A 13,520-nucleotide genomic window follows, 5' to 3' on the forward strand; every position below is an offset into this window, starting at 1 on the left:
TATTCCTTAATGCAAGTCAGCATTTAGCTTAATAGCTCTTTTACTAATGCTAGCTGTGATTTGACCTGTTTGGCTATTTTGGCGATAGTGAATTCCATTTAGATTGGCTAGTTCAAGTGCTTTATATATCTCTTTATCAAATTTAAACCCTGGATTTACTTTTTCAAGAGCCTCTTTATCGCTTATATATATTTTTGTACCTTCAAGAATTGCTATACCAGCATCTATGATACAATCATCGCCAAGAGGTACGCCAGTTACTGAATTAGCACCTAAAAGGCATCTTTTACCTACGCTAATTGGATTGCCATTTGTGCCACTTAGTACGCCTAAAATACTCGCACCACCGCCTACATCGCTTCCATCTCCTACGCTTACAGAGCTTGAGATTCTACCTTCTACCATTACTGATCCAGTTGTTCCAGAGTTGAAGTTGATATATGAAGCGCCTGGCATTACTGTTGTGCCTGGTGCTAGGACCGCACCCATTCTTACTTTTGCACTATCTAAGATTCTAGTATTATCGCTTGGTATTATGTGATTTAAGTAGCGTGGGAATTTATCTACGCTTACAATATTTGGATACCAGCCTTTCATCTTTAGCCAAATTTCATTCTCTCTTAAATTGTCTAATTCGTGTGGATTGCCATCACTATCCCAGGCTAGATTTGGTAATAAACCAAAAGCGCCATTAAGATTTAGTGATCGAATTTCGGCTTTATTTAGTGATAGTAGATATAGTTTTAGATAGACAGCTTCAACGCTTTTTGGCGCATCATCGCTATATAAAAATGTTACTACAAACTCAACATCGTTTTCCATCTCGCCATCATTTAAAATCTCATCTACTATTAATAGATTTTGAACATTTTTATGTTTATCGCCTTCGCATTCATCTAGTAAAAAATCAAATATATTAAGCGCATCAGCTGTAATAGCCGAGTTAATCGGTGCTACAAATTCACTCCCACTATTATCGATTTTTATACCATTTTTTTCAATTGCCCAGCTTAATACAGCTGCACTTCCATAATTTTCATTCATATTTACTACTGCGTAATTTACGCTGATTGTTTTGGCTGATTTACCTTTTATGCTTCTACCGATTGCAAATGCAATTGGATCTTTATAGCCAGCTTGAGAACGAATCTCATCGGTAAATTTTTTTAAATCATTTAAATTTTTAATATTCATATCTTTCCTTTTATTTAATTAAATTGACTCTTTATCCATCATATCTTTGTAGCTACTTAGAGCATTTTTACGCTCTTGTAGATAGCTATTTAGTTTTGGCTTGCTTTGTTGTATAATTAGTTCAAAATCATCTTGACTTTTTATTCCATCTTCGCCAAATTTATCCAAAAGTACATTTGAATTGCCTACTAAGGCTAAATATTTTTGGTTTTCGTAGTTTAGTAAAACTACTTTATTTTGGGCATCTAATGACTTTTCATAAAGGACATCTACACTCTCATTGCTCCAATCAAAGTTACTTATAGAAGCTGTAGTAGCTTGAAAATTTGAAGCGGTTTGATAGTTTGAGTTTGCTTGCAAATTTGGTGAAGATTGAAAATCTTGAGCTGTTTGATAACTTTGTGCCGATTGTGAATTTGTAGTACTTTGATGATTTTGTTCTATTTGAAAATCAGCGGCTTGATAATTTTGCGATACTTGTGGATTTGGTGTAGCAATATCAAATGGTTTTGGATTTGGCGTAACTTTTGGTGTATTTATAGTAGTTTTAGTAGTTTGTATGCTTTTGGCTTGTTGATTTTTTTTTGTATATTTAGCTTTGATAAACATTAAAAAAACAAAGAGTGTAAATAGAACTAAAATTACTATAATGTAGTTTGTATACATATCATCACCACTATCTTTTTTGGTCGGGATATTAGCTAGTGGATTTTGTTCTTTTGGTTGAGTGTTTGCAACTTGTGTTGGTTTGATATTTTGTGCTGATTGGGCAGTTTTTTCTATAGCTAACTGATTGGTAGATTTCATTGGGATTTGTGGTGTTACACGAATTCTAAGACCAAATTTATCACTAGTTTTAGAGGCAACTATAGAGATTGGCTTAGATGATTTTAGCTGCAGTGTAGCACTATTATTAGCTGAGGTAATTAAAATATTTTGGATAATATTTGATTTTATCTGCTTGCTTACTTGACCTTTTAAAGATAGATCGCTTAGGATGATATAGGTTAAATCAGCGTTATTTTGTTGTTTTATAGTGCCATCATATGGAGCATCAAAACTAAGCATAATATCGATACGCTCATCACGTTCATATATATTGTGAGTAAGTAAATTTGCTGCCCAAATTGGCAAAGCTATAAATATTAAAAGCCAAATTTTCATATTAGCTCTCTTCTAAAATATTGGATTACAGATTTAGAATCTAATATCTCATTTATACGGATTGCCAAGTTTTTTTCATATACCATTACCTCGCCCTTGCCAAATATTCTATTATTGATGTATAGTTCTACGCTTTCACCAGCTGGTTTATCTAAATCTATAACTGAACCAACATCAAGTCGTAAAAGCTCACGTACACTAATAGTAGTCATACCAAGATCGCTAATAAACTCTACGCCAATATCTAGCAACTCATCGTAGTCACGAAATAATCCATTTTGGCTTGTATTTGTCCCGTTCATACTTTTTTATAACCTATTTTGAAAGTTTTATTTTTTATTTTAAAGATATGAGATTTTTCAAGTCTAACTGGAAATCTCTCGACTTTGCCTAGAAATTCAGGTGTACCAAGCCTATAAATTCCATCATTATTATCACTTAAGAGATGCTTGGCATAACCTACGATTTGATTAGCTACCTCTCTGCTTAAATCGCCTAAATCAGTCTTTTTAGCCTCTTCAGTGTTAAATAGTTTATCTACAAAAAGCTCTAAAGTCTCTTTTTTAAAATATAGATAAAATTGAAACTCTATATCATCTTTATATAAGGGAATACTAGCACCATATAGGTCTTTTCCTAGACTTTTTCCCTCTTTTATCTCGTAACCAAATACATCAGTGCAAAAGTGTCTAGTAGCATAATTGATAGCATTTAGCATTATAATCTCCTTAAGTTTTGGCTAATATTATACAAAATTTAGCTTTAAAAGAGTTTATTTGACTAAATTCTGACTGATTTTAGTTTGAAATTTAGCCAAATTGTGTAACTATTCAAATAACTCTTTTATCTTTTGATGTGCGGTTTGTGGGTCAAATTTGCCTGTAATCTCTACAATTTTTGTGCCTATAATTGCGCCATCTGCATACTCTTTAGTCTTTTTAACATCGCTTGAGTTTTTAATTCCAAATCCAACTGCAACTGGTAAATTGGTATTGTCTTTTATAAACTCAATCATATCTTTGAGTCTATCTAGTGAGCTTTGTTCGCCACCTGTTACGCCAAGAGAGCCAACAGCATATATAAATCCACTAGAGTCGCTTAGAATCTCTTTTGAGCGTTTAGTGCTTGTAGGGGCAATAAGGCGAATTAAGCTAATGCCATATTGCTGACATTTAAGAGCAAACTCACAGCTCTCTTCAAAAGGCATATCAGGTACTAAAATTCCACTAATTCCACACTCTAAACTTTGGCGTAAAAATTTATCTTCGCCATAAGCTAAAATAATATTGTAATATACTAAAAATACCAATGCTTTGGAGGTTTTAACATCTTTTAGCATATCAAAAACTTTTGTTGTATTTACTCCGTTATGGCATGCTTGAAATGCTGCATTGGCTATAAGTTTGCCATCTGCTAAAGGATCAGAATAAGGTATTCCAATCTCAATTATATCAAGCACGCTATCATCAAGTAAATTTAAAAACTCTTTGCTGTATTCTAAGCTAGGATATCCAGCTACAATGTAGCCGATATTTGCTTTTTTGCCTTTAAAAGCATTTGCTATCTTATCCATATATTGTTCCTTTTTTATAATCCATTATAGTATGCATATCTTTATCGCCTCTACCACTTACATTTACTACAATATTTGAGCGTTTTTGTAGTGTAGGGCAGAGCTTATCTAAATAGGCTAGGGCGTGAGAGCTCTCAATAGCTGGTATTATCCCTTCTAATTTTGATAGAAGTCTTAGGGCATTTATGCACTCATCATCACTAACAGCGTAGTAGCTCACTCTACCTATATCTTGTAAATGCGCATGCTCAGGCCCAACACCTGGATAATCAAGCCCAGCACTTATGCTATGAACGGGCAAAATCATTCCAAATTCATCTTGTAAAACGATGGTTTTCATCCCATGGATTATGCCATCAGCGCCCTTAGTTAGAGTCGCTGCGTGGTATCTAGTATCTATACCAAGCCCAGCAGCTTCTACGCCTATTATATTTACGCTTGGATCATCTAAAAAAGCTGAAAATATCCCTATAGCATTACTCCCGCCGCCAACGCAAGCGATGATATAATCAGCTTTTGCGCCTTTTTCATCTAATTGTGCTTTGGCTTCAGTGCCAATTATGCTTTGGAAATCTTTAACGATTTTTGGGTATGGATGAGGCCCAACAGCTGAACCAATCACATAAAATCTTGTTTCTATCTCATTTACCCACGCTTGAATAGCTGCCGTGGTGGCCTCTTTAAGCGTGCCAAGTCCATCGCTAATAGGCACTACATTAGCCCCTAAAAGCTGCATTTTATAGACATTTAGAGCCTGTCTTTTGGTATCGCATTCACCCATATAAACATCACACTCCAAACCCAAAAGCGCCGCCGCAGTCGCAGTAGCCACGCCGTGCTGACCAGCGCCTGTTTCGGCTAAGACCTTCTTTTTACCCATTTTTTTGGCAAGCAAAGCTTGGGCTAGGGCGTTATTGATTTTATGTGCTCCTGTGTGGTTTAAATCCTCTCTTTTTAGATAGATATCATGCCCATAATGCTCACTTAGCCTTTTGGCGTGATACAATGGGCTTGGTCTGCCTACATAATCTCTTAAAAGCTCATTTAATTCAGCCTTAAACTCATCGCTACTAGCTATTTTTTCATAAGCAACTTCTAGCTCATTTAATGCGCTCATCACGGTTTCAGGGACAAATTGGCCACCATATTTACCAAAATAGGCTTTTGCATTCATCTTAAATCTCCTAAATTAACTATTTTTAAAATTTCATATATCTTTTTGCTATCTTTAAACCCAAACTCATCTTCTATTTTGCTATTTATATCAATTAAATTTGGTTTAAGCTTTATAGCTTCTTTTAAATTTTCTACACCGATTCCACCGGCTAAACCAAATTTGATATCTAAATTTTTTAGTAAATCCCAATTAAATTTAACCCCATTTCCACCCTTTTTTTCACCTTTTGTATCAAATAATACTCTATCATAACTCCCATTAAGCTCTGGTAATGATTCATCCACGCTAAAAACTTGCCAAACTTCGCAACCAAATTTGGCTTTATCATCTACTTTTTCATAGATTTGAACAGCGTCTAAATTCGTTAAATTCACTATCTTGGCTATCTTATCAAACTCAATCCCAGCAAATACTCCAACAACTTTTATACCAAATTTATGAGCCAAATCAGCAATATTTTTAGCCATTTCTAAGCTAACTTGCCTTTTGCTCTGGGCGAAAATAACTCCGATGAAATCCACCCTTTGAGCGTCAAATTCGCACTCGCATACACTTTTGGCTTCGTTTAAATTTTTGATACCACAAATTTTGATTAATGGCTTCATCTCATATCCTTTTTGATGATATAAAGATACTCTGTTACATATAAATCTCTTGAGTTTAAATTTCTACTAGCTCTGTAAGTTGGGTATTTGATCTCTACCTTATGAGCTTTGCCTATCTTATTCAAATTTGTAAGAAATTCACTTTCGCTGATAAAACCCTCTGAATTAAACGAAATAATTAGATATTTGGCTTTAAATTCGCTTAAAAGGTTGAAAAATTCATCGCTTGCTTTAGCTTTTTTATTATATTTTGAGCGGTTCCAGTCGTTTGGTATGCCACTAACTTTGCTAATTTGCTCTATATTTGGAGCTTTAAAATCGCTAATTAAATTTAACATAAAGTAGTTTGACCCATAAGGATGTTGATTATAAGGTGGGTCAAAATAGGCTATATCAACTTTTGATATGGATTTGGCGAATTCTAAAGCGTCATTTTGGAAAACCTCAAATTCACTTTGAAAATTTGAAAAAATCGGCATTTTTAGCTCTATTTTGCCTAAAATTCGCCTCAATGCATTTTCGCCCTGTCCGCCAAATTTACCAACACCATCTTTGTCTTTATAAAATCCTTTGAAAACCCCACCGGTATTAGAATGAATGGAGGCTTGGCTAAGCAGTGGAGCGATAAAATATTTTTGAAATTCAGTTGGAATTTTAGATATTTCATCTCTTAAACCGCCTAAAATTAACGCATTTTGCCTAGAGTAAAAAACTCTTTCATTTTTTTGGATATTTTCATCATTTTTTGGGGCGTAAAGTTCGCTTATAAAGCTCTCTTTTGGGGTGAAATTATTTTGAATTTGAGTAAAATATTTAGATAGATTATCTATCAAATTTGGATTGGAATTTGATAGATAACATGAGTTTATAATGTATGAGTATCTCTCTAAATCATTGGCAAAGATTACGCTAGAATTGGATTTAGCAGCTCTTGCGACTATGCCGCTACCGCTAAAAACATCAGCAAATGATATCTTGCTTTTAGCAAGATTATTTTTGATATCAGTTATCACTTTGGTGATATTTGATAGGAGTGAGCGTTTATTACCTAGATAGCTGATTAATTGCTCACTTAGATACTCTTTATTTTCGCTCATTTACTGCCTTTAATATAGCTTTGATAAAACTCCCAAACCTTGCCAGATTTAATCGCATTTAAGATTATCTCCTTAGCTTCTAGTGGAGAGCTAGCACCATCTGCTGTATATAGAGCAAACATCGCATTTAAAAGCACTATATCAAATTTTGGCCCACTAAGTTCGCCTTTTAGCGTGGCTTTTAAAATTTCGGCATTGTAACTAGCATCGCCACCGGCAATATCAGAGTGGAATGCCCTTTTAAAGCCAAATTGCTCTGGCGTGATCTTATATTCTAGTATTTTGCCATCTTTGACTTCGTGGATTAGAGTCTCATCGCAAAGGGTTATCTCATCCATAGAGTCCATTCCATGGACTACGATAGCGTGTTTGCGACCCAAATTTAGTAAAGTAGCTGCGATTAACTCATTAACTTCTTCAAGGTAGTTGCCTACTACTTGATTGCTAAGGCTTAAATTCGGATTTAGAAGTGGGCCAAGAATATTAAAGACCGTTCCCACGCCAAGCCTTAATCTTACATCACGCACGCTAGCTGTAATAGGGTGAAAATATGGAGCATGAAAAAAGGCTAAATTTTGGTTATTGAGTTTAAATTTTAAATGCTCGATATCGCTACCAGGATTTATGCCTATTTGACCTAAAACATCGCTACTACCGCTTTTGGAGGTTATGGCTTTGTTGCCGTGTTTGGCTACTTTGATACCCAAAGATGCTAGTATGAAGGCTGTTGTTGTGGAGATATTTATCGTTTTTAAGCCATCACCACCTGTGCCTACTATATCCATCATTTTGGAGTTGTCATTATATGTAGTTGAGTATTTTAGTATATTTTTTACAAGTGCTGCTAAACTATCTGGATATAGGGATTTTTCGCTTATTAAAACTAGTAAAGCCCCAAGCTGGACTTCATCATAATTTTTCTTATAAATCTCTTTGCATATTATCTCATAATCCTTGCTATCAAGGGCAAAGCCCTTTTGGAGCTTGGTAAGAAATGGTGCGAAATTGGCTTTTTTAGGCTCTTCATTATCTTTTTTATTTAGCGAGACGAAGTTTGCTATTATCTGTTTGCCATATTGACTAAAGAAACTTTCAGGGTGAAATTGTATCCCAAAAATTTGATTTTTACTATCTTCTAACGCCATCAAAACCCCATCGCTGCTATAAGCTGTGGCTTGCAAGTTTGGCGGTAGATTATCTACATATAAAGAGTGGTATCTCATAACACTAAATTCGGTTGGTAAGCCATTAAATATACGGCTATTTTGCTGGATATGAATTTGGGATATTTTACCATGTACCGGGGTGTCAAGTACCTTGATATCAGCACCATAAACTAGCCCGATAGCTTGATGCCCAAGGCAAATTCCAAGTATAGGAATGCCTAAATTCGCCCTTAAAATATCTAAGCAAACGCCACTATCTTTAGGGTGTTTTGGTCCTGGGCTTAGGATAATTTTAGATGGATTTAAGGCTTTGATCTCATCAATTGTGATCTCATCATTTCTAACGCATTTTATAGACTCATTAGTTGTATCTAAGATATATTGATAGATATTATAGACAAAACTATCATAATTATCAATCATTAAAATCATTATTTATCCCTTTTGGTTGCGTATTGTTCGAAGATTTTTAGACAACTTTTGCGTTTGTTACAGATCTCTTCATACTCATTTTGGGCTATGCTATCCCATACGATTCCAGCACCAGCACCGATAAATACACGATTTGAATCTGAATTTGGCACAAATATAGCTGAACGAATCAAAATCGCCATTTGCATATCGCCATTAAAATGCCAAAATCCAATCCCACCACCATAAATTCCACGGCTATGCTCTTCAAGCTCATTTATAATTTGCATCGCTCTTATCTTTGGGCTACCGCTAAGTGTGCCAGCAGGAAATATCGTAGCTATCGCATCCATCGCTGATGATGAGTCTCTAAGCTCTGCGTATATATCGCTTACGATATGCATTACACTTTCATAAAGCTTAATATGTATAGGATTTATCACTTTTACGCTACTTGGAAGTGCGAATTTGCCTATATCATTTCTAGCTAAATCAATTAACATTCTATGCTCACTAAGCTCTTTTTCATCATTTAAAAGCTCATTTTTTATAATTTCATCTTCATTGGCGTCTCTTCCACGCTTTTTGGTTCCGGCAATCGGGCTTGTGTGGATAATGCCCTTTTTGATCTCTACTACTAGCTCTGGGCTACTACCTACGATGGTGCCAAATTCACTTGGGTAGTAAAACATATATGGGCTAGGATTTTGTGATTTTAAAATTTCATAAAATTCAAGCGGATCAAAATCGCTTTGAAGCTCTAAAGTTTTGGATAAGACTACTTGGAAAATATCACCATTTTTTATATAATTTTTAGCCGTTTCAATCATCTTTAAATAGTCGGCTTTTTGGCTATTTAAGTCGCTTTTGATGGTGTAAAAATAGCTTTTATCTGATTTAAGTGGCTTAATATCTTTAAGATTATTAAAGTAGTTGCTATCGCCATAAAAGCTATAAATTTTACTCTGTTTGTCATAGTGAAGATAGGCTCTAGCGTCGCTATAATGATATAATGGAAACTCATATAATGCGGGTTTAAGCTCGCCGATTTTTTCGAATTTATATACTGCTTCATAGCTTAAAACGCCAAAAAGCCCGGCGAAATTTGAGATTTTTTTGCCGTTTTTTATTCTATCGTTTAATTTGCCAAAGTCATCTCCGCTGATATACTCACAATCAATTCCGATGATTGCTTGAGTCTCATCTTCGGCTAGATAGGATTTTGGATATTGGCGTAAAATTTCTTTAAAATATATGGTTGGATCATAGAGTAAAAGCATCTTATCTCCAAAAAGTTTTTTTAAAAAAATATTATACAAAAAATTTTCTTTATCAATCTTAAAATTTAGTATTTCAAAGCTAGATTTTATCTTAGGATTAATATAATTCCAAATCAAATTTAAGGTAGAAAAATGGTTGATGGATTTAGTGTGATTTTAGGCGATATGAGCCTGGTGTGGGCGGTTGCTATTTTTGTTGCTATCGGTGTTGGTGTAGGGTGTATTAGTGGGTTTTTTGGTATTGGTGGTGGGACAATTTTGGTGCCGATACTTTTAAATTTGGGTTTTGATATTAAAAGTGCGATTGGTATTAGTGTGCTTCAGATGTTTATGGGGGCGCTATTTGGTAGCTATGTGAATTATAAAAATAAAAAATTGGTTTTAAATGATGGGATTGTGGTTGGTATCGGCGGACTTGTTGGGGCGAGTTTTAGTGGATTTATAGTATCTATTATGCCTAGTATCGCTTTGAAATTCGTGGTGTTATTTATGTTAATGGTGGCGATAATTAAATTTTTTCAAGCAGATGTGAAAAATGATAATCCTAAAGAGATATCTAAATTTATAATGTTTGGTGTGGGGGTTTTAGTAGGTGCTGTGGCGATATCGGCTGGGATTGGCGGGGCGCTATTTTTAACACCGATATTTGTGGGATTTTTGAAAATGGATATCAAAAAAGCCATATCAATTGGGCTATTTTTTGTTATATTTAGTTCATTTTCTGGACTCATAAGCTTAGCAAATGCCGGACTTGTGGATTATAAAAGCGGATTTACAATTGGGATTGGGTCTATAATTGGAGTATATTTTGGTGTAAAATTTGGCCATAAAGTTGATAAAAATATTCAAAAAAGATTGGCGCTTGGCCTATATATAATTATGTTTATTTTGATGGTTAAAAATATACTATTTTAATCAACTTTTGTGGCTAAATTCGGGCTAAAATCCATTTAAAATTTCAATAATTTTAGATATTATTTTAAGCTCAAAGCTATCCATAGCCTGAGTTTGAGAGTGCTCAAAGCTAGATTTTTGGCTTTGGAGATTTAAATTCGTTTGATAATTTTTGCTATCTTTAAGAGCGATGAAAAGCGAGGCTTGAGCATCGTAAAAATACTCATTTTCGTATCCATTCCCAAAGCTGCTACCAAAGCCAACATGCCTAAATCCGCCACTACCAAAGCCAAATTCCATAAAATTATTATTCTTAATATCGCTATTTTGGCGTAGGTAATTTAGCGTAATTTTGATTGCGATATCTGGATTTTTGGTAGCTTTTTTATAACCATTTTGGATTAGGGCAGAGCTTAGATTATTTTCAAAGTTTTCGCTGAAATTTTGTGAAGATATACTAAAGCTCTTGCCTTTTATATTTTCAGTGATAAAAATCGGATTAGAAGTTGAGAGATAACTAGTAAAAACAGGATTACTACAACCTAAAAATACCAAGCTAATTATAAGGCAAAAAAATATATTTTTCATCAAAATCCCCTAAAAATAAATTTAGGTATTATACTATTTTTTCTCTATTTTTTGGTTTATGAAATAGACTAAAAACAAAACACTAAAGCTAATTATAAGCATAATCGCTGAATATATATGCGCAAGTTTATAATCCAATATCTCAACAGCGTCATAAATAGCGATACTAGCGACCTTAGTCTTGCCTTCTATGCTTCCGCCTATCATCAAAATCACTCCAAATTCGCCCAAAGTGTGAGCAAAACTAATGATAATAGCGCTCAAAAGTGATGGCTTGATATTTGGCATAGCGACACGAAATAGAGTAGTAAGCTTACCTTTGCCAAGGCTATAACTAGCCTCTATAAGCGAATTTGGCAGGGATTTAAACCCTGATAAAATCGGCGAAAACATAAAGGGCAATGAGTAGATACAGCTAGCAATCACAAGGCCAGTAAAGTTAAATACAAGCCTAATATCAAAATATTTTTCCATAAATTCGCCCAAAAATGAGTATGGCGATAAGAGTATCAAGATATAAAATCCAAGTACCGAAGGCGGCAATACAAGTGGCAAGGATATCACGCTTTCTAAAACAGGCTTAAATCTAAACTCACATCTAGCAACGATATAAGCGAAAAATATAGATATGATAAAGAGTATAATTGTCGATATGAAGGCTAATTTAAATGATAATAATAGTGGCGTCCAATCTATCATATATCCACCTTTAAATTTGATATTTGTGTGCTTAGAGTGATGGTATCTCCGATTTTAAATTTATTGATATTTGTAGCTGGAATTTTGTAAATTTGATTTGCGTATTCGCAGGTTATGCTTTGGCTATTTATCTCTAAAATTGTAGCCAATAAATTGATATTTTGATCCAAATTTGAGCTTAAAAATAGCTCTTTTGGGGTGCCACTTTGGATGATTTTGCCATTGTCAATCTCATAAATATGGTTAGCAAGTCTGTAAATTTCGTGTTTATCGTGGCTAACTAAGATTATACTCATATTATATTTTTTGTGAATTTGGCTTAAGTAGTCTTGGAGTTTAATGCGTAATTTCGCATCTAAAGCAGATAAAGGTTCATCTAAAAGCAAGATTTTAGGTCGCCTCATCAAAGCTCTTGCTAGGGCTGTGCGTTGCTTTTGACCGCCAGAGAGTGTGTGCGGATAGGCGTTTTGAAACTCTAAAAGCTCGGCTAATTCTAGTAATTCAGTAGCAAATTTAATATCATTTTTGGCAAATAGTAGATTTTGTATCACGCTCATATTAGGAAATAGAGCATAATCTTGAAAAAGATATCCGATATTTCGCTTTTGTGGGGGCAAAAATATATCTTTGTTATAATATATCACCCCATCACTGCTAATAACTCCGCTATCAGGCTTATCAAATCCAGCAAGTAGCCTTAATATCGTGCTTTTACCACTACCACTTTTGCCATATAATGCGACAAATTCGCCATTATTTATCTTAAATTCAAGATCAAGCTTAAATCCATCAAAGGACTTTTGGCAGTGAAAATGGATCATAAATTCGCCTAATTAATCGCTTTATATCCAAATTTAACAAATATATCTTGAGCCGGCTTGCTAAGCAAGTAATCATAAAAATCTTTAGCTAATTTATTTTCTTTACCATGATTTAGGATTACCATTGCTTGGTCTATACTAGTATGAAGTGAGCCATCTAAAATAGCATAATTGGTATATTGTAACATCTGTTTGGCCCTTAAAGCACTAGCTGCGACAAAACCGATATCACCAGCTTTTATAGTTTGATTTAGAGCATCGCCTATGCTATTTGCTTCAATGATTTTATCTTTAATCTCATCATAAATTCCAGCATTTTTAAATGCTTCTATCGTGGCAGCGCCGTATGGGGCGGTTTTTGGGTTGGCTATTATTATTGTTTTTATATCTTTGTTTTTTAATGAGTTTAGGCTTGGTTCATAGCCTCTAACGCTCAAAATAGCCACGCTTCCGCTAGTGTAAATAACAGGTTTATTAAGAGCAAAACCATCTTTATATAATACATCAGCGAAATCTATATTTGCGCTTAAAAATAGATCAAAAGGGGCACCATTTTTGATTTGGGCTACTAATTTACCGCTTGAGCCTAATGTTATGTTGATTTTAGCATCTGGGTGAAGTTTGATAAATTCGCTTTTTATCTCTTCTAAGACATAGGCTGTATTTGCCGCTGCGGCTACATTGAGTGTTGAGGCAAAAGAGCAAACCACAAAGGCTAAAAGTAGAAAAATTGATCTCATATTTATTCCTAATATTATAAATTTATACTTATAATTATATGAAAAAAATAGTAAATAAATGGATATTTATAAATATAAATTATATATTTATATTTTAAAAAGTTAGCAATT

The 13,520-nt window shown here is 34.3% G+C and carries 15 protein-coding genes; 1 reads left to right on the forward strand and 14 read right to left on the reverse strand.

Translation table 11 applies throughout. The annotated features are described in order from the left end of the window. Window positions 1-6 precede the first annotated feature (6 nt). The 10 genes from CIGNP103_RS07205 to CIGNP103_RS07250 form a co-directional block, all read right to left on the reverse strand. Window positions 7-1,194, reverse strand: coding sequence for a tetrahydrodipicolinate N-succinyltransferase N-terminal domain-containing protein (locus CIGNP103_RS07205; protein WP_086252721.1), 1,188 nt, complete (start codon window positions 1,192-1,194; stop codon window positions 7-9). 18 nt (window positions 1,195-1,212) lie between these two features. Beyond that, window positions 1,213-2,358 carry a hypothetical protein gene (locus CIGNP103_RS07210; RefSeq protein WP_086252720.1) on the reverse strand — a complete coding sequence of 382 codons (1,146 nt, stop codon included), beginning with the start codon at window positions 2,356-2,358 and terminating at the stop codon, window positions 1,213-1,215. Next, window positions 2,355-2,660, reverse strand: coding sequence for a flagellar motor switch protein FliN (fliN, locus tag CIGNP103_RS07215; protein WP_086244477.1), 306 nt, complete (start codon window positions 2,658-2,660; stop codon window positions 2,355-2,357). Before fliN ends, CIGNP103_RS07210 begins: the two co-directional genes overlap by 4 nt. Beyond that, entirely contained in the window at window positions 2,657-3,076 is a 420-nt protein-coding gene (locus CIGNP103_RS07220) for a restriction endonuclease (protein WP_086225500.1), read from the reverse strand. The genes fliN and CIGNP103_RS07220 overlap by 4 nt, the downstream gene beginning before the upstream one ends. Window positions 3,077-3,184: 108 nt before the next feature. Continuing rightward, entirely contained in the window at window positions 3,185-3,931 is a 747-nt protein-coding gene (trpA, locus tag CIGNP103_RS07225) for a tryptophan synthase subunit alpha (RefSeq protein WP_086268850.1), read from the reverse strand. Beyond that, on the reverse strand, window positions 3,924-5,105 hold the full coding sequence (gene trpB / locus CIGNP103_RS07230; protein ID WP_086268851.1) for a tryptophan synthase subunit beta: 1,182 nt from the start codon (window positions 5,103-5,105) through the stop codon (window positions 3,924-3,926). Before trpB ends, trpA begins: the two co-directional genes overlap by 8 nt. Then, window positions 5,102-5,713: a phosphoribosylanthranilate isomerase gene (locus tag CIGNP103_RS07235; RefSeq protein ID WP_086268852.1), complete on the reverse strand. Its 612-nt coding sequence runs from the start codon at window positions 5,711-5,713 to the stop codon at window positions 5,102-5,104. Before CIGNP103_RS07235 ends, trpB begins: the two co-directional genes overlap by 4 nt. Then, window positions 5,710-6,810 carry a DNA adenine methylase gene (locus tag CIGNP103_RS07240; protein ID WP_086268853.1) on the reverse strand — a complete coding sequence of 367 codons (1,101 nt, stop codon included), beginning with the start codon at window positions 6,808-6,810 and terminating at the stop codon, window positions 5,710-5,712. Before CIGNP103_RS07240 ends, CIGNP103_RS07235 begins: the two co-directional genes overlap by 4 nt. Continuing rightward, a complete protein-coding gene (trpD, locus tag CIGNP103_RS07245) occupies window positions 6,807-8,408 on the reverse strand; it encodes an anthranilate phosphoribosyltransferase (RefSeq protein WP_086268854.1) in 1,602 nt (533 codons plus the stop codon). The genes CIGNP103_RS07240 and trpD overlap by 4 nt, the downstream gene beginning before the upstream one ends. Then, entirely contained in the window at window positions 8,408-9,667 is a 1,260-nt protein-coding gene (locus CIGNP103_RS07250) for an anthranilate synthase component I family protein (protein WP_086268863.1), read from the reverse strand. Before CIGNP103_RS07250 ends, trpD begins: the two co-directional genes overlap by 1 nt. 132 nt (window positions 9,668-9,799) lie before the next feature. Here CIGNP103_RS07250 and CIGNP103_RS07255 point away from each other — a divergent pair, with 132 nt between their 5' ends. Continuing rightward, window positions 9,800-10,582 (forward strand): sulfite exporter TauE/SafE family protein, encoded by a 783-nt coding sequence (locus CIGNP103_RS07255; protein WP_236847427.1) that lies wholly within the window; start codon window positions 9,800-9,802, stop codon window positions 10,580-10,582. 24 nt (window positions 10,583-10,606) lie between these two features. Here the strand turns inward: CIGNP103_RS07255 and CIGNP103_RS07260 are convergent, their stop codons facing one another. From CIGNP103_RS07260 to modA, 4 genes are read right to left on the reverse strand one after another with little or no spacing between them, the layout of a single operon-like run. After that, window positions 10,607-11,149 carry a hypothetical protein gene (locus CIGNP103_RS07260; protein ID WP_086241725.1) on the reverse strand — a complete coding sequence of 181 codons (543 nt, stop codon included), beginning with the start codon at window positions 11,147-11,149 and terminating at the stop codon, window positions 10,607-10,609. Window positions 11,150-11,182: 33 nt separating this feature from the next. Then, window positions 11,183-11,848, reverse strand: coding sequence for a molybdate ABC transporter permease subunit (modB, locus tag CIGNP103_RS07265; RefSeq protein WP_086235557.1), 666 nt, complete (start codon window positions 11,846-11,848; stop codon window positions 11,183-11,185). Next, window positions 11,845-12,669: a sulfate/molybdate ABC transporter ATP-binding protein gene (locus tag CIGNP103_RS07270; protein WP_086240850.1), complete on the reverse strand. Its 825-nt coding sequence runs from the start codon at window positions 12,667-12,669 to the stop codon at window positions 11,845-11,847. Before CIGNP103_RS07270 ends, modB begins: the two co-directional genes overlap by 4 nt. A gap of 8 nt (window positions 12,670-12,677) precedes the next feature. Next, complete coding sequence (gene modA / locus CIGNP103_RS07275) at window positions 12,678-13,409, reverse strand: molybdate ABC transporter substrate-binding protein (RefSeq protein WP_086235559.1); 732 nt, start codon at window positions 13,407-13,409, stop codon at window positions 12,678-12,680. Window positions 13,410-13,520 lie beyond the last annotated feature (111 nt).

Origin of the sequence: Campylobacter sp. P0103, assembly GCF_002139545.1 — a bacterium.
GTDB classification, from domain to species: domain Bacteria; phylum Campylobacterota; class Campylobacteria; order Campylobacterales; family Campylobacteraceae; genus Campylobacter; species Campylobacter devanensis.